At 62.4% G+C, this 15,758-nt stretch carries 15 protein-coding genes and 1 riboswitch; of the genes, 8 read left to right on the forward strand and 7 right to left on the reverse strand.

The features are described from left to right. The first annotated feature begins 238 nt into the window (after positions 1–238). The gene (locus tag LDN70_RS18415; RefSeq protein ID WP_223941056.1) at positions 239–1,693 is read left to right on the forward strand and encodes an amino acid permease; all 1,455 of its coding nucleotides are present in this window, start codon (positions 239–241) and stop codon (positions 1,691–1,693) included. 403 nt (positions 1,694–2,096) lie between these two features. On the opposite strand, the gene LDN70_RS18420 is transcribed toward LDN70_RS18415, so the two are convergent. The 5 genes from LDN70_RS18420 to LDN70_RS18440 form a co-directional block, all read right to left on the reverse strand. Continuing rightward, the gene (locus tag LDN70_RS18420; protein ID WP_142937772.1) at positions 2,097–2,579 is read right to left on the reverse strand and encodes a carboxymuconolactone decarboxylase family protein; all 483 of its coding nucleotides are present in this window, start codon (positions 2,577–2,579) and stop codon (positions 2,097–2,099) included. Between the two features lie 9 nt (positions 2,580–2,588). After that, positions 2,589–2,732 carry a hypothetical protein gene (locus LDN70_RS18425; protein ID WP_165450169.1) on the reverse strand — a complete coding sequence of 48 codons (144 nt, stop codon included), beginning with the start codon at positions 2,730–2,732 and terminating at the stop codon, positions 2,589–2,591. A gap of 252 nt (positions 2,733–2,984) precedes the next feature. Then, the gene (locus LDN70_RS18430) at positions 2,985–4,067 is read right to left on the reverse strand and encodes a PLP-dependent cysteine synthase family protein (RefSeq protein ID WP_142937766.1); all 1,083 of its coding nucleotides are present in this window, start codon (positions 4,065–4,067) and stop codon (positions 2,985–2,987) included. Then, positions 4,061–5,626 (reverse strand): aromatic amino acid ammonia-lyase, encoded by a 1,566-nt coding sequence (locus tag LDN70_RS18435; protein WP_223941057.1) that lies wholly within the window; start codon positions 5,624–5,626, stop codon positions 4,061–4,063. The genes LDN70_RS18430 and LDN70_RS18435 overlap by 7 nt, the downstream gene beginning before the upstream one ends. Continuing rightward, a complete protein-coding gene (locus tag LDN70_RS18440) occupies positions 5,626–6,954 on the reverse strand; it encodes an NtaA/DmoA family FMN-dependent monooxygenase (RefSeq protein ID WP_353618842.1) in 1,329 nt (442 codons plus the stop codon). The genes LDN70_RS18435 and LDN70_RS18440 overlap by 1 nt, the downstream gene beginning before the upstream one ends. Before the next feature lie 153 nt (positions 6,955–7,107). On the opposite strand from LDN70_RS18440, the gene LDN70_RS18445 reads away from it, so the two are divergent. The 5 genes from LDN70_RS18445 to LDN70_RS18465 all read left to right on the forward strand — a co-directional run bounded on the left by LDN70_RS18445 (position 7,108) and on the right by LDN70_RS18465 (position 11,557). Then, complete coding sequence (locus LDN70_RS18445; RefSeq protein ID WP_223941059.1) at positions 7,108–8,808, forward strand: SulP family inorganic anion transporter; 1,701 nt, start codon at positions 7,108–7,110, stop codon at positions 8,806–8,808. Positions 8,809–8,894: 86 nt separating this feature from the next. Next, positions 8,895–9,006: riboswitch (SAM riboswitch) on the forward strand. A 13-nt stretch (positions 9,007–9,019) separates the two neighbouring features. After that, entirely contained in the window at positions 9,020–9,286 is a 267-nt protein-coding gene (locus tag LDN70_RS18450) for a DUF1737 domain-containing protein (RefSeq protein ID WP_223941060.1), read from the forward strand. Beyond that, on the forward strand, positions 9,283–9,693 hold the full coding sequence (locus tag LDN70_RS18455) for a rhodanese-like domain-containing protein (protein ID WP_142937761.1): 411 nt from the start codon (positions 9,283–9,285) through the stop codon (positions 9,691–9,693). The genes LDN70_RS18450 and LDN70_RS18455 overlap by 4 nt, the downstream gene beginning before the upstream one ends. Next, positions 9,694–10,902: an O-succinylhomoserine sulfhydrylase gene (locus LDN70_RS18460; protein ID WP_223941061.1), complete on the forward strand. Its 1,209-nt coding sequence runs from the start codon at positions 9,694–9,696 to the stop codon at positions 10,900–10,902. Between the two features lie 10 nt (positions 10,903–10,912). Next, on the forward strand, positions 10,913–11,557 hold the full coding sequence (locus tag LDN70_RS18465; RefSeq protein ID WP_223941062.1) for a hypothetical protein: 645 nt from the start codon (positions 10,913–10,915) through the stop codon (positions 11,555–11,557). A 214-nt stretch (positions 11,558–11,771) separates the two neighbouring features. Here the strand turns inward: LDN70_RS18465 and LDN70_RS18470 are convergent, their stop codons facing one another. Next, positions 11,772–13,295: a UDP-N-acetylglucosamine 1-carboxyvinyltransferase gene (locus LDN70_RS18470; RefSeq protein WP_142937758.1), complete on the reverse strand. Its 1,524-nt coding sequence runs from the start codon at positions 13,293–13,295 to the stop codon at positions 11,772–11,774. A gap of 212 nt (positions 13,296–13,507) precedes the next feature. Here LDN70_RS18470 and LDN70_RS18475 point away from each other — a divergent pair, with 212 nt between their 5' ends. Then, entirely contained in the window at positions 13,508–14,506 is a 999-nt protein-coding gene (locus tag LDN70_RS18475; protein WP_223941063.1) for a WXG100 family type VII secretion target, read from the forward strand. Next, positions 14,503–14,982 (forward strand): hypothetical protein, encoded by a 480-nt coding sequence (locus LDN70_RS18480; protein ID WP_223941064.1) that lies wholly within the window; start codon positions 14,503–14,505, stop codon positions 14,980–14,982. The genes LDN70_RS18475 and LDN70_RS18480 overlap by 4 nt, the downstream gene beginning before the upstream one ends. Positions 14,983–15,009: 27 nt before the next feature. Here LDN70_RS18480 and LDN70_RS18485 read toward each other — a convergent pair whose 3' ends face one another. Continuing rightward, positions 15,010–15,744: a siderophore-interacting protein gene (locus LDN70_RS18485; protein ID WP_223941065.1), complete on the reverse strand. Its 735-nt coding sequence runs from the start codon at positions 15,742–15,744 to the stop codon at positions 15,010–15,012. Between the last annotated feature and the right edge of the window lie 14 nt (positions 15,745–15,758).

Raw genomic sequence — 15,758 nt, forward strand, 5'->3', positions numbered from 1 at the left:
GTTTTCGTTGACGGAGCTCCGCTAGGAACCTAGCAGATGGCAAGTAGAGTAATCGCTCGCATGACTTAATGATTAGAACTTCTTGCCCTCGACTGTGAGTGGTCCGCGCGTTCAATCGCGTTTCTTAGGCTCCTTGAAATGGTCATTCGTCATGTGATGAATCTTGTTCTCGTGTTAGTTGGATCACGTCCGGCTGGTACTACTTCTGACTTTGCTGGCTAAACTTCCCGGAGGGAATATGGGACTCAGCTCCCCCACAGAAGCCGAAGCATCGGCAACCGAGGCGCAGTCTCAGACTGATGCCTCCCAAACAGGACTCCGCCGGTCCATGGAGGCCCGGCACCTGGTCATGATCGCCATGGGCGGCGTCATCGGCTCAGGCCTGTTCGTTAGTTCCGGATACACCATCGCCACCGCCGGCCCCTTGGGTGCGGTCCTCGCCTTCCTCATTGGCGCAGTAGTCGTCTATTTGGTGATGGCATGCCTCGGGGAGCTCGCTGTTGCGTTCCCCGTCTCTGGTGCCTTCCACATTTATGCCGCCCGGACCATCGGCCCGGCCACTGGCTTTGCCACCGCTTGGCTGTACTGGCTCTGCTGGGCAGTGGCTCTAGGTTCCGAGTTCACCGCGGCAGGCTTACTCATGCAACGGTGGTTTCCGGGCGTCGACGTCTGGATTTGGTGCTTCATCTTCGCCACCGTCCTGTTCACGCTGAACGCCATTTCATCGCGCGTCTTTGGTGAATCGGAGTTCTGGTTCGCGCTCATCAAGGTTGCCGCCGTCGTCGGCCTCATCATCCTGGGAGGTGCCGCCTTGGCGGGATTCCACCCCTTGGCCCCCGGCGAGTTTCCCTCCTTCGGCGAGAACTTCAGCACACCGGACGGGTTGTTCCCGAACGGATTCACCGGCGTCTTCGTCACCTGCCTGGCGGTTTTCTACGCGTTCTCGGGTTCCGAATTGATCGGTGTCGCCGCAGGAGAGACAGCCAACCCGGGCGCGAACATCCCCAAAGCAATGCGCACCACAGTCATCAGACTCATGATCTTCTTCGTTGGAGCGATCGTGGTCATCGCAGCTACCATCCCGTACGAACAAGTCAGCGTGGACGAGAGCCCGTTCGTCACAGTCTTCTCCATGCTGGGCATCCCCTATGCGGCGGACATCATGAACTTCGTGATCATCACGGCACTGCTGTCCGCCGGCAACTGCGGGCTCTTCTCCTGTGCCCGCATGCTCTTCTCGCTGGCCGATGAAGGCCACGCACCCAAGGCATTCCGGAAGTTGACCAAGCGCGGGATCCCCATGGTGGCCCTCTGCGTCAGCATGCTGGGTGGCCTTGCTTCACTGATCAGCAGCGTAGTGGCGGCTGAAACAGTTTACTTGGTACTGGTCTCCGTAGCCGGTTTCGCCACCGTTGGTGTGTGGATGTCCATTGTCGCTTCACACTTCGTCTACCGCCGAACGTTCATCAAAAACGGTGGCGACCTTTCAACGCTCCCTTACAAGGCTCCACTGTTTCCGCTGGTTCCGCTCCTCGCGTTCGCGCTCTGTTTGGTGTCGTTGATCGGCATCGCGTTCGACCCCAACCAGGTGGCGGCACTCTTCTTTGGGGTTCCGTTCGTGGGCGCCTGCTACGCCATCTTCTACTTCAAGTACGGGCGGCGGCGCTCGCTCAAGAAGGCGGTTGACGCTTAGGCCTCCATGTAGTGGGCTGCGGGCCTTCACCACCCACATTGAACCCGCGGCACCCCGACACACCGTGCAAGTGGCGTGTCGGACGGTTTTTCCGCCCCAAAGTAGGTGGTGGCGGCCCGCGGTTTGAAGAACTCACGACGGCGGCACACGCCTTACCTGCCAACGCTACGGCGGCGGCTTCCCGACCTTGTTTAGAAGCAGATCAGCCCTTGGGCAACCTGTTGCGGTTGCCCAAGGGCTGATCTGGTGTGAAAGAGGGCCAGGACGCGCGCCGGGCTGCGGGCCTTCACCACCCACATTGAACCCGCGGCACCCCGGACACGCCCTGCAAGTGGCATGTCGGACGGCTTTTACGCCCAAAGTAGGTGGTGGCGGCCCGCGGTTTGGAAGAAAGGCTGCCGATCTATTTCTTGGCGACCCGCACGGGGTGCTCGCTCAAGATTGAAAGGCGGTTGAAGGCGTTGATCCCGATCGCCGCCATGCACAGGACGCTGATCTGCTCGTCGCTATAGTGCTGGCGTGCTTGCTCGAAAAGTTGAGGGCTAGGCCTCGACGAACTCATGCGGGTGATCTGCTCAGCAATCTCCATGGCCACGGCCTCAGCCGGCTCAAACAACTGCACTTCCTTGTACACGGCAACGAGGGACAGCCGTTGTTCCGTTTCCCCGAATTTCAGGGCCCTCCGGTGGTGAAGGTCAAGGCAAAAGGCACAGCCATTGATCTGCGAGCACAAGTAGTTGATGAGTTCAAGGGTGCGTCGCGGGATGCCAAGCCGGTCGGCTTCATCTACCAGCTGCTGGGAATAGTGGCTCAGTGTCGCGTAAAGATCCGGCTGCTGCTTATCCAGATAGCCGGCCAGACGTGGTTTTGTTTCCTGTTCGGGCATGCTTGGAGCCTAGCGCAACGGGGGTTCCTGCCCACGCTTCAGCTCCTGAATGCGCAGGCGCAAGAAGATGATAGCGAGCACCAAGGCGTAAATCACCAGAGCCGCGACAGCCACCATCAGCAGGGTGTAGAGAATACCAACAAGTGAAAACAAGAAAACCCCCAATTTTGCGGCGGCAGGGTGCCGGACCGAAGTATCAGATGCTAGCAGCCCCCATGAAAACCCGCGGGACGTGAGAAAGGATCCGCCCAAAACCCGCGGGACGTGAGAGAGGGACCGCCCAAAACCCGCGGGACGTGAGAGAGGATCCGCCCAAAACCCGCGGGACGTGAGAGAGGATCCGCCCAAAACCCGCGGGACGTGAGAGAGGGACCGCCCAAAACCCGCGGGACGTGAGAGAGGATCCTACTCGCGGGCGTCGCGGGCGTCCCGGGCTGCAGGGGTGTCCGCAGCAAGGCGGATGCCGTGCTCGGCCAGCCACACCGGGTTGAAGGCCTTGCTCATATAGTTGGTACCGGCGTCGGGCGCTATGGCCACCACAACGGAACCGTGGGGCGCAGCGCGAGCCACGCGAATGGCCGCAGCCACAGCCAGCCCGGACGACGGACCGAGTGCAAGACCTTCCTCGTCAAGGAGCCGGTGGACGGTGGTGTAGACCTCGTCGTTGGGAATGCGCAGGAAACGGTCCACGATGGAGCGATCGAAGGCTTTGGGCCATTCAGGCTCGGGCCAGGAGTTCCCCACCCCGTCCACCAGGATCTCCCCGGGATGGCCTCCACTGTAGGCAGAGCCGTAGGGGTCGGCACCAACCACCTCCAGGTGCCCGACCGTGCGCGCGGCGGCCACCTGCTCCTTCAAGAACCTGCCGTTCCCACTGATGGTCCCTCCCGTTCCAATACCTGCGACAAAGTGGGTCACCAAACCACCCGTTTGTTCCCAGATTTCCGGGCCGGTGGTTTGGTAGTGAGCGGCTGGATTGGCCGGGTTGTCGAACTGCATGGGCCGCCACGCGCCGGGTGTCTCAGCGGTTATCCGCGCAGCTACAGCGCGTGCGTTCTCAGGCGACTCCGACGGCGCGTTCCAGTCGGTGAGGATCACGCGGGCGCCATAGTTGTGCAGCGCGGCGAGCTTCTCCTCGGAAATCGTGTCGCCCGTAACCACCACCACGGGGTGGCCCGTCAGGTGTCCTATGAGGGCCAGCCCGATCCCGGTATTGCCGGACGTGCTCTCCACAATTGTGGCGCCGGGCTGCAGTTCCCCGGATTTCTCGGCCGCCCTAACCATGCTCAGCGCGGTCCGGTCCTTGATGGAGCCGCCAGGGTTTTCGGACTCGAGCTTGATGTGGATGGTGCTGCCCAGGCCGCGGCCCAGCGACTCCAATCTCACCAACGGCGTGTTTCCGACCCTCTCCAAGACCGAAGCATCCAAGCCGTCAGGAGGCCCGGAAGCGGCGTGAACACCATGTTTGCGAATCTCTGTACTCACCAGGTCTTCTCCCCTTCCTCAGAAAGTTCCTGGTCAACGAGGTCCCGCAGCTCGGTCCGCGCCCGTTCCACCAAGTCGGGCGCCGATGGCCGGCGGGCCAGTACGTCAGCCAAGCGACCCACGACGGCGCCGGTCCCCTTCCCGAGCGGTTGCGCGGCTCCCGCTTCGAGCAGCAGGTACGACGCCGTCAGCGCTTCGATCGCCAAGAGCTTCTCCGCTGCGTCCAACGATTTTTCGAGTTGCTGCAACGCGAGCGGGGCAAGCGTTGAATGGTCTTCGACGTCGGCCGAGAGGGTTGGTGCGCCGAGCGTCGCCGGAGCGGCCAGGGCCTTGAGCTCGGCCAGCAGTCCCGCCGCCGAGTACCAGAGCAACCCGGGAAGTTCCTCTTGGGCCAGGGCTTCCCCGGATGCTGCAGCCTGCAAATGGCGCGCCCTGATGGCCCGTTGCGGCGGATACAACTTGGCGATACGCCGCTCACAGGAAATCCCTACGTGCGCCAAGGCCAGCCGCAAACCCTCAAAGGCGAGCGCCAGCTGCATCGGCTGGAAGTTCCCGCCCGAGATCATGCGCCCGGATTCGACATCGACCAGCGGATTGTCACCACGGCCGTTCAGCTCCACGTCCAAAGCCGAGGCAAGCTGCGCAACAAGCGATCGAAAGGCTCCGTGTGTCTGCGGTGCGGCCCGGAACGACAACGCGTCCTGCACCGACACCTCCGGCCGAACATCTTCCAACCACCCACCGCTCAGCAGGCGACGCACAGCAGCAGCGGAGTCCCGCTGCCCGTCCACCGCCTTGGCCGCTTGGATCGCCGGCGAAAAGGGGCTGAGGTTCCCGCCGCCGTCGTACCTTGCGATCGTCTCCAGCGAGAGGGAAAGCGCGACGTCGGCCAGCTCGGCTAGCTGCTGCAGCCGCAGCAATGCGAGGGTTCCCCCGCCCACCGAATACGCGTTGGCACTTACCAAGGCGAGGGCCTCCCCCGGGGCGAGGACAAGGGGTTGGAGACCGGCGTCGGCAAGCGCTTTGGCGCCGGGGACCAGCGCGCCGTCCGCGTTGAACGCTTCACCTTCACCGATGGCAACGGCGGCGACGGCGGCAAGCTGGGTCAGGTCCGATGAACCCACCGAGCCTTCACGCGGGATGGCGGGAAAGACGCCGCGGTTGAGCATTTCGGCATAGAACTCGGCGGTTCCAGGGCGTACGCCGGAACCGCCTCTGCTGAAACCGATGAGCCGGGCCAGGATCACGGATCTGGATGCAGCGCGGTCCAGATATGAGCCCACCCCGCTGTTGTGATACCTGACCACCTGGATCTGGTACGAAAGGAGCAACTTCTCCTCCACAGCGGTATCCCGGCCGGAACCGAGCAAGGTATTCAGTCCGTAGACCCGTTCGCCGGAGGCGGCGGTATACTCCACGATTTCCCGCGAGCGGCCTAGCAAAGACAACGCATCTTGGTTGAGTTTCACATGAAACCTCGGGTCTGCCGCCGCCCGGGCCACGTCCGCAGCCAGCACCGGAGACGATCCGATCACCAAGGTCTGCGGCTTTCCGGGCACCATCAGAAGTCCAGGAGGTTTTGCCGAAACCCGCCGTTGCCGTAACTCTTCCTCAACAGCCCGCGACGCCTCAGTTCCGGCGTCAGCTTGTCCAGCACGCTGTGCACTGTTACCGGGTCCACGAAGCCGGAGAACAGGAACCCATCGCCGCCCACGGCGGAGCCTGTTTCCTCCAGGTAGTCAGCGATTTCGCCAGCCGTGCCGATGATCGAGTCGCCTGCTCCGCCGCTGCGTGCCTCGAGGATCTGGCGAAGGGTGGAACCTGGAGGGGCAGCCTTGGCGAAGTGTTCCAATGTGCCTTGGTTGCTGTTGGTGCTCAGCTCGGGCAACGGAGCGTCGAGGTCGAACTGCTTGAAGTCGATGACGGAGAGGTAGGAGATCGAGTTGAGCTGGCTGTCGATGACTCTCTGGGTGAGTTCACGCCGCTGCGCCCGCAGCTCCTGTGCCTCGGCTGTAGAACCAACAACGGTGGGCTTCAGGACGAAAAGTACCTTGACGTCGTCGGGATTTCGGCCGGCCTTCGCAGCTTCCGCGCGGATCGAGTCACGGTAGGACTTCATCCCGTCAACCCCACGAGCGAGGGCAATGGCGACGTCGGCATGGCCGCCTGCGAATGCCTTGCCCCGGGGCGAGGCACCAGCCTGAACCAACACAGGTTCCTCAGGCAGGGGCGCCGTGTTCAACGGGCCTCTGACCTTGAAAAAGTCTCCTTGGTGGTTGATGGGGTGCACTTTGTTATGGTCCGCGAACACCCCGGCTTCAACATCCTCAAGCACGGCCCCAGGTTCCCAACTCCGCCAAAGGCGCCTGACGACGTCCACGAACTCCTCCGCTTTCTCATAGCGGAGATCGTGTTCAATCTGCTGGTCCAGCCCATAGTTCTGTGCGGCGAGGTCGCTGCCGGAGGTGACGACGTTCCAGCCGAGCTGTCCTTCTGAAAAGTGTTGCAGCGTGGCCAGGAGCCTGGCGGCGGTGAAGGGCGGGTAGAAGGAAGCGCTGACCGTGGGCACGATTCCTAGGTGCTCCGTGGCGGAGAGAAGGTACGGGACCAAGGCAAGGGGATCGTGCTTAGGTGCAAACGAGGCGTGGGCCAAGGAAACCTCGGCCGTACCCCCATAGGTGTCCGGAACGGTGAGGGAATCTTCAATGATGAACAGGTCCAAGCCGGATCGCTCAAACGCACGGACGGCCTCCTGATAGAGGGCGGGCTTCTTCCAGTCGTAGCCCAGGCCATAGCCGGGAGTCCCCCAACCCTGGACACCGAAACCGTGGCCCACGAACCATCCAAAGTGCAGCATGGGCTTGAGTGTAGAACTGCTTTGTCCGTTCACCGCGACCTGATTTCATGCGAAGTTACAGGGGGTCGTACTGGGTCAATTATGCTCCCGGGACGTCACATTTGGGCCCCGCCCATGACGGTATGGATTTCCACATACGGCGTTCGCCTTGTTCCGCAAACACCATGCGTCCGGAATGATCGCTGTATGAGTTCAGCCACCCGCACTTCCGCCAAGGACCGCCTTTGGGGCGTCTGGGCACTCAAGGGGTACAAACGTGAATGGCTGCGGCACGACGCCGTGGCGGGTGCTGCGCTCTTTGCCCTGCTGGTGCCTGCGGGCATGGCCTACGCGCAGGCGGCCGGTTTGCCACCCGTCACAGGGCTCTACGCCACGGTGATTCCGTTGCTGGTTTACGCCGTAGTGGGGCCTTCGCGCATTTTGGTCCTGGGACCCGATTCATCCCTTGCCCCCATGATTGCCGCAGCTATTGTTCCGCTTGCGGCCGGCAGTAGTGAGAGATCGGTGGCACTCGCCGGGCTGTTGGCTGTGTTGATCGGGGTGATCATGCTCGCGGGCTCCGCACTGAATCTCGGTGCCATCACCGGGCTGCTGTCCAAACCCATCAGGCTCGGATACCTGAACGGAATCGCCTTGCTGGTGGCGTTGTCCCAGCTCCCGGCGTTCCTGGGGATTGAGGCCGACGGCGACATCTGGCAAAAACTCGCGAAGGTCACCACCGGGTTGCTTGGCGGCGGGGTCAACGTCACCGCGCTGCTGCTAGGCGTAGGTTCCCTGGCCCTCATTTGGATCCCGCGGCTGCTGAAGTGGAAGGTACCTGGCGTCCTGCTGGCGGTGGTCGGCTCCTGCATTGCAACGGCTGTTTGGGGCCTGAACGACGACGTCAAGGTCACCGGGGTTTTGCCGCAGGGGCTGCCGATGCCCGCGCTCGGCGGCATTGGCTGGGCTGACGCTCTGATGCTGCTTCCCGCTGCGGCCGGTATTGCCCTCATGGCTTTCGCGGACACTGGCGTCCTGTCCCAGACATTGGCAGCGAAGGAAGGAAAGAGAGTCTCGGGCAACCGGGAGATGGCGGCGTTGGGGGCAGCCAACGCAGCCACAGGGTTGTTGGGCGGATTCCCCATCTCCGGCAGTGCATCCAGGACCCCGGTGGCCGTGGATGCTGGTGCCAAATCCCAGATGACCGGGGTGGTTGGTGCGGGGCTGGTTCTGGCTTTCATGCTGCTGGCTCCCGGAGTGACCGGGTACCTGCCTTCGGCCACCCTGGCGGCCGTCGTCATCGCTGCGGCAATTGCCTTGGCCGACCCCGCCGGTGTTAGGCGGCTCTTCAGCCTGAGCCGAAGCGAATCCGTGGTCATGCTGGCTGCGTTCCTGGGCGTTCTCACCGTTGGGGTACTGCAGGGAATCGTCGTAGCCATAGCCTTGGCACTTCTGGACTTTGTTCGGCGGGCCTGGGATCCGTACCGGACAGAACTCGGCGCCGAAGAAGGGCTCCCTGGCTATCACGATCTGGAGCGGCACCCCGAAGGTGAGCGCATCCCCGGACTCCTCATCCTCCGCTTTGATGCGCCCCTGTTCTTCGGTAATGGGCAGGTCCTGGCTGCCTTTGTCCGGGAGCAACTGGACGAAGCCCCGAAGGAGACCGCGGATCCGGTTACCCATGTCATCCTCGCCGCGGAGCCCATCACCGGGATCGACACTACGGCGCTGGATGACCTGGTCACATTGGACGAATGGCTGGCCCGCAAAGGCGTGGATTTAGTGTTCGCCGAACTGAAGGGGCCTGTCAAAGACAAACTACTCCGCCTGGGCACTGCAGCCCGTTTTACGCCCGAGCACTTCTTCCCCACTGTGGGCGCAGCCGTGCGCGCACTGAAAAACGCATAAGGGAAGCACCGCCGATTACGCAACATGACGGCCGGACACCAGCCCGCAAGTGCAGCCCAAGGCCCGTGGATGTTACGTTTTTCTTGAGTAATGAGTACCAGCGCGAAGCCCTGACTTGCTGGTCGGCAACCCTCTCTCCGGCGGGGTGCCTCAGGTGACTACTCGGCGTATCGACAACTCGAACTGCAAGCGTGACTGAGGAGCACCAGCTATGCCTGAACCCACTGAAGAAAAACTTTCCTATCGCCTGATTACTGGCCCGGACACCCGTGATTTCTGCGAGCGGATCCACAGCGCCCTCGCCGAGGGCTATGTGCTCCATGGCAGCCCGGCTGCCACGTTCAACGGCACGGACGTCATTGTTGCCCAAGCAGTGGTGCTGCCCGCCGCGATCGCCAATGCCGATGCCGCCGTTGCCAGTGCCGTTGACCAGCTTGAGAGCGACGACGACGAAGCAGCATTCGAGGGACACGCATGAGCTACGCAGGTGACCTGACCCCGCAGGATGCGTGGGCCAAACTCGAAGAAGGTGCCATCCTGGTGGACGTCCGCACCGAGGGCGAGTGGGCCCACATCGGTATCCCCGACACCAAAGCCACGGAAAACGATCCCCTGTTCATCCAGTGGAACCTCGCCGGCGGCATCCCCAACTCCCGCTTCATCGAGGACTTGCGTCAGCAGGCACCCGAGGACCACGGCGTTGAGCTGGTGTTCCTATGCCGTTCCGGCCAGCGCTCCATCTCCGCAGCCATCGCCGCCACGCAAGCCGGTTTCACTGCCTACAACGTCTTGGAGGGCTTTGAAGGTGAACCGGACCGCTATGGTGAGCGCACCGTCAACGGTTGGAAGAACCGTGGCCTGCCGACGAATCTGGGGACTGAGTAAGTGACTTCTAATCCCGATGCCGCCGGGTGGAGCCCTGATACCCAGGCCGTCCGCGGTGGCCTTGACCGTACCAACTTCCAGGAAACGTCCGAGCCCGTTTTTCTGAACTCCGGTTTCGTCTACGAATCCGCTGCTGCCGCCGAGCGCGCCTTCACCGGTGAGGACGAACGTTTCGTTTACTCCCGCTACGGCAACCCTTCCGTTGCAACGTTCCAGGAGCGGCTGCGCCTGCTCGAAGGAACCGAAGCCTGCTTTGCGACTGCGTCAGGTATGTCCGCGGTCTTCACTGCCTTGGGTGCCCTGCTGGCTGCCGGTGACCGCGTGGTTGCCGCCCGTTCCCTGTTCGGTTCCTGCTTTGTGATCCTCAATGAGATCCTGCCACGGTGGGGCGTTCACACGGTCTTCGTAGACGGCCCGGACTTGGAGCAGTGGCGCGAAGCCCTCTCCGAGCCCACTACCGCGGTCTTCTTCGAATCTCCGTCCAACCCCATGCAGGAGATCGTGGACATCGCTGCGGTCAGCGAACTGGCGCATGCTGCCGGGGCCACCGTGGTGGTGGACAACGTCTTTGCCACGCCCCTGCTGCAACGCTGCGGTGAGCTGGGAGCGGACGTCATTGTTTACTCCGGCACCAAGCACATCGACGGCCAGGGACGCGTCCTTGGCGGCGCGATCCTGGGCACCAAAGAATTCATCGACGGCCCCGTCAAGCAACTCATGCGGCACACCGGCCCTTCACTATCCGCGTTCAACGCCTGGGTTCTAACCAAGGGCTTGGAGACCATCGGACTGCGTGTAAACCACAGCTCGGCATCCGCATTGAAGATCGCAGAGTGGCTCGAGCAGCAACCCGCCATCAGCTGGGTCAATTACCCGCTGTTGAAGTCTCACCCGCAGTACGAACTTGCGGCGAAACAAATGAAGGCGGGCGGCACCGTCCTGACCTTTGAGCTATCTCCTTCGGCCGGACGATCAGCCAAAGAGGCTGCCTTCGCCTTGCTCGACGGTCTCTCCGTCATTGACATCTCCAACAACCTAGGCGACTCCAAATCCCTCATCACCCACCCTGCCACCACCACCCACCGGGCCATGGGACCGGAGGGGCGGGCGGCGATCGGGCTTTCGGATGGTGTCGTCCGCCTCTCCGTAGGGCTTGAAGATGTAAACGACCTCATCCTGGATCTGGAGAAGGCCCTCAAACAGGTCTAACCTTGCTGCCATGAGCGGGAACCATCCCTATCGCCGTGCCGGAGCGGTCATCGTTGCCGGCACGGTGGTGTGGTTCGTAGGAATCTCTCCAGTCTCACGCGTTTACATCACCCCCAACAACGCCGAGCGGCTGCGCATGCTCACAGCCGGACAGCGCGGCTGGATCGTGGGTCAGCACCTAACCGCCGCGGGAACAGTTGCAGTGCCGGTGGGATTCGCCGCCTTCGCCCGCGCTGTTCAGGACCAACGCCCTGTTCAGGACCAAGATGCCGTTCAAGGAAACGCATCGCATCGGAGGGCGAGGAAGTGGGCTTTCGGTGCAGCCGCCGCCTTACTCGCGGGCGCCCCGTTCTTCGTCTCAAGCCTCGCCCGGCGAGCATCCGACCTTGAAGGGTTCGCCTACCGCAGGGGATCCAACGCGCCGTTCCTGGCGTACTCCGGGCTGCATGTTGTGGCGTTGGCCGCGCTCGGCGGGAGCCTTCTTTCCTTACCCGCAAGCCGCTGGATTGGTATCACGGCTGCGGCCAGCGCACCCGTTTACGGTGCCATCCTGGCAGCCAAAAAGGACATCCCGCCGTTCTGCTTCTATCTGGTGGAGGGACTCGTCGGCGCCTACCTGATGACGTGGGAAGAACAGGACGCAAAGGCCGCCTGACCCGGGTCAGCATGGGAGGTCGTTCCTGATGCGCGCGGGGGCAGTACCACGCATTCCGCGTCAGGAGGCCGAGAGGGGACAGGGCTGAGGCCGGCTCCCGGTCCGTTCCGCACCAGTTCCCGCCATCCGCACCAGAGGTATCTGGCGCAAACGGCGGAAACGGGAGCGCCAAAAGCACTAACGGGTGCCGCCGGATGTCCCGGGAGCGCCAGCGTCAGTCCTGGAAGTACTCGATTTTCGCGCCAATGGTGTTCAGTCGCTCTGCAAGGTCCTCATAGCCGCGCTCAATCACGTAGATGTTGCGAAGTTCGGAGGTGCCCCTGGCTGCCAACATGGCAAGGAGCAGGCAGGCGGCCGGGCGGAGAGCCGGCGGGCAGCCGATTTCCGCGGCACGCCATTTGGTGGGTCCGTTGACGTAGATTCGGTGCGGATCCAGCAACTGCACCTGTGCGCCCAATTTGTTGAGTTCGGTCAGGTAGATGGCACGGTTCTCGTACACCCAGTCGTGGATCATGGTCTGGCCCTCGGCGTTGCCTGCGATCACTGCGAAGAACGGCAGGTTGTCGATATTCAGGCCGGGGAACGGCATGGGGTGGATCTTGTCCTGTGGGGCGTGAAGCTCCGACGGCTTGGTGGTGACGTCCACCAGCCTGGTGCGTCCGTTGCGTGCCATGTATTCCCCGGATACCTCGAGGTTCTGGCCCATCTGTTCCAGGGTGGCAAGCTCAATTTCCATGAACTCGATGGGCACCCTGCGGATGGTGACCTCTGAGTTGGTCACGATGCCTGCGGTGATCAGGCTCATGGCCTCAATCGGGTCTTCGGACGGGAAGTACTCAATGTCCACATCAATGGCGGAACGCCCGGTGATCTTCAGCGTTGTGGTCCCCACGCCATCAATTTCCACACCGAGGCCCTGCAAGTAGAAGCAAAGGTCCTGCACCATGTAGTTAGGGCTGGCGTTGCGGATGATGGTGGTGCCTTCACGGTGGGCGGCCGCCATGATGGCATTCTCCGTGACGGTGTCGCCGCGTTCGGTCAGGACGAAGGAGCGATCGAGATCGTCGGCGGGAGGAGCGGTCACGGAGTAGAAACCGGACTTCGCCTCCACTTCGAGGCCGAACTGGCGAAGCGCCTGCATGTGAGGTTCCACCGTGCGGGTTCCGAGGTCGCAGCCACCGGCGTAGGGAAGAAGATATTCGCTGGTTTCGTCCAGGAGGGGACCCAGCAGCATGATGACGCTGCGGGTACGCCGGGCGGCGTCAACATCCATGGACTCGAGATCCAGTACCTCGGGGCGCCGGATGCGGAGGTCGCTGCCGTTGAGCCATGTACATTCCATGCCGATGGAGGTCAGCACCTCAACGATCCTGTTGACTTCCTCGATCCGGGCGAGCCGTCGCAGCGTGGTGGTGCCGCGGTTAATGAGGCTCGCGCACAAGAGGGCTACGCCGGCGTTTTTGCTGCTGTTGACGTCTACTTCACCGGAGAGGGTCCGGCCGCCCTCCACGCGGAGGTGGGTCATCTGCGGCTTGGCCACTTTGACGATGGACCGCCCAAAAATGGCTTCGAGGCGTTCGATCATTCTGAGGCTGAGATTCTGTTTGCCCTGTTCCATCCGGGCGATTGCGCTCTGGCTGGTTCCCAGCTCAGTAGCCAGCTGCCCCTGCGTCCAGCCTTTTTCGCCACGGGCGTCGCGGAGCAGGAGGCCTACATGTTCGGCGGTAGGTTGCGTCATAACCAATAAATATCACAAGTGAGCTAGAAGTTGAGTGCAACATGCCAATTCAGCGGTAAACATCACACCATACCCGCCCTGTGCGATATAGGGCACGACGTCGGCGACTCGCCTTGGGTGAACGCTTTCCCTCAGTTTCTTCAAGGGCAGAGCTCCCCATTGTGCCCCACGAAGAGTTGGCCAAGGATGTACAGGAAAGCTCAGGGGGAAATATGCCTTTCTACGGCGCCGACGTCGATCAGCTCAAAGCACTATCGAAAACCCTTGCCAGCGGGGCCTCGCTGCTGGCCACCCGCGCCCGGGAACTCGATTCCCTGATCGCGCAGGGCGGCTATTGGCAGGGACAGGATGCCAAACGCTTCGCCTCCGAGTGGCAGGGCCACTTACGGCCGCTGCTTGAAAGGACCTCGCGTGGGATAGAAGAAGCGTCCAAGTCTGTGCTCACCAACGCGGACCAGCAGTCGGGTGCCTCCACTGAGGGCGCCAGCGCAGGCAACAGCGGCCCAGGCGGCGGCTCCGGCGGAAGCGGGACCGGGACCGGGACCGGGAACGACTCCGCCAAACCGGCGAAGGACGCCACAACAAAGACCTCCAATCCCACCCAGCCCACGCCCCAGGAGATCCTGGACCAGTACCAGGTCAGTGACGCGGAGACCACTAACTGGCCCGGCGACTGGGATCCGTTGCGGTTCGTGACGGACCAAAGAGTGGTTACCGAGAAGGAAGCGGAACTGCTGAACGGCCTTGGACCTTTTGAGCTGAACGCTTTCAAGGGCATTCACGACGACGCCTTCAGTGTTGCCGATGAGCGCTTCCCCAGCGAAGACCGCAACGATGACCAGAATGACGCTTTCCGACACGCCTATTGGAACGCCCTCATGGTCAAGGAGTTTGGCGCTGACTGGGCTGAGGACTACGCCACCGCCCACGAGCAACTCCCCGGAAACCCGGCTCCACGCGAAGCAATGGATCTGTACAACAATGAGGTTGGTCGCAATGTGGCCATTGCCAATCCGGATGCCAGTGCTGAGGAGCTTGCAGACTTGATCGAGGAAGCCGTCAATAACGGAGACACTGTGGTGGTGGGACCAGACCTGTTGCCGCACCCGTCCAACCAGATCCCCGCCGACCAGACGGGCGACGCCGGCAACGCCGAGCCAGCCCCTGGTGAAGATCCTGAGTTCAACGACGAGTCCAGGACTACGTCGTGAGTCGTCCTGCCACCCCAAACGCACGACGCCGCACCAAGACTGCGGTGCCCCGCGTCACCATGACCAGCCTGCTCACCTTAGTTCTGGCCTGCGCCTTGGCCGCCTGTTCCCTCGGAGGATCCGTCATGCCCGAAACGAACGACCACCTCAACAGTCAGGTCCTGGAGTCCGCCACGAACGGCACGGCGCTCAAGCTGTCCGATGCCACGGATTTCGACTGGGACCAGGCAGGTTTTGTCACGTCCGGAACCCCGGCCAAGGATATCGAGGAGGCCTTTGGGGAACCGCTCACCAAGGAGAGCCGCTACACCGCGTCACCGGCACTCTTCGTTTTCTTGAAAGACGGCAAAGTTACCAAAGCGGTCCGTATTGTCCCGGACGCCTTCTCCGGGGCCGATGCCAGGAAGAAGTACGGCCGCGATGTGGTCCTCACTCCGTCGGAGGGGCAGAAGGGCTACCTCACCTGGCGCGAGTAACGCCCACCGCGAGGAACCCGTCAATCGTTAGGCCCGCCAGTACCCCAACGCATCAATCCGGTGCTTGTCCACTCCGAGTTCTTTCCTCAGGTGCTTGACGATTGCCCGCGTACTTGATGCTTCGCAGGCGATCCAGAAAAAGTCGTCTCCCACGGAAACAGCGTCTGCCGTGAGCGCAGCGCAGACTTCCTCCACCAGAGCGGCACCGTCACGTTTGCGCGGAACCCAGGTGACGACGTCGGAATCGACGGTACGCACCTCAAGCGAGGGGTCGGCGTCGTGTTGGTATTCAAGCCACGCCGTCACGGGAGCTGCGCCGGCAGCTACACGCCCGCGCTCGTCCAGCAGCGAATTAATGGCCGGGATGGAAGCGGGATCTCCCACAATCCACGTCCGCCGCGGGGCGGGCTGCGGGAACGTGAAGGAGCTGCCTTGGACGGTGGCATCAATGGTGTCGCCGGGCTGCACTGAGCGCGCCCAATCCGCAGCGACGCCTTGGTGCATCGCGAAATCCATGCTGAACGTGCCGGTCACCGGGTCAGGGTTCACCAAGGTGTAGGCGCGCTGGTGGGCCTTGCCGGAGTCGTTGAACCAGAGCCGGATCCACATGGTGGGATGGATGCCGCTGCGCTCCAGGAGTCCGCCGTCACGCACATGCACGCGGAGGAAGTCGGGGGTGATTTCTTCACTTCCTGTGACCTCCAGGGTGAAGTCCTTGGCGCCCATGACTTTGAGGACGACGCCTTCCCAATTGCGCTTCAAGCAACACTCCTTCA

Origin of the sequence: Arthrobacter sp. StoSoilB22 (genome assembly GCF_019977315.1) — a bacterium.
Classification (GTDB): Bacteria; Actinomycetota; Actinomycetes; order Actinomycetales; family Micrococcaceae; genus Arthrobacter.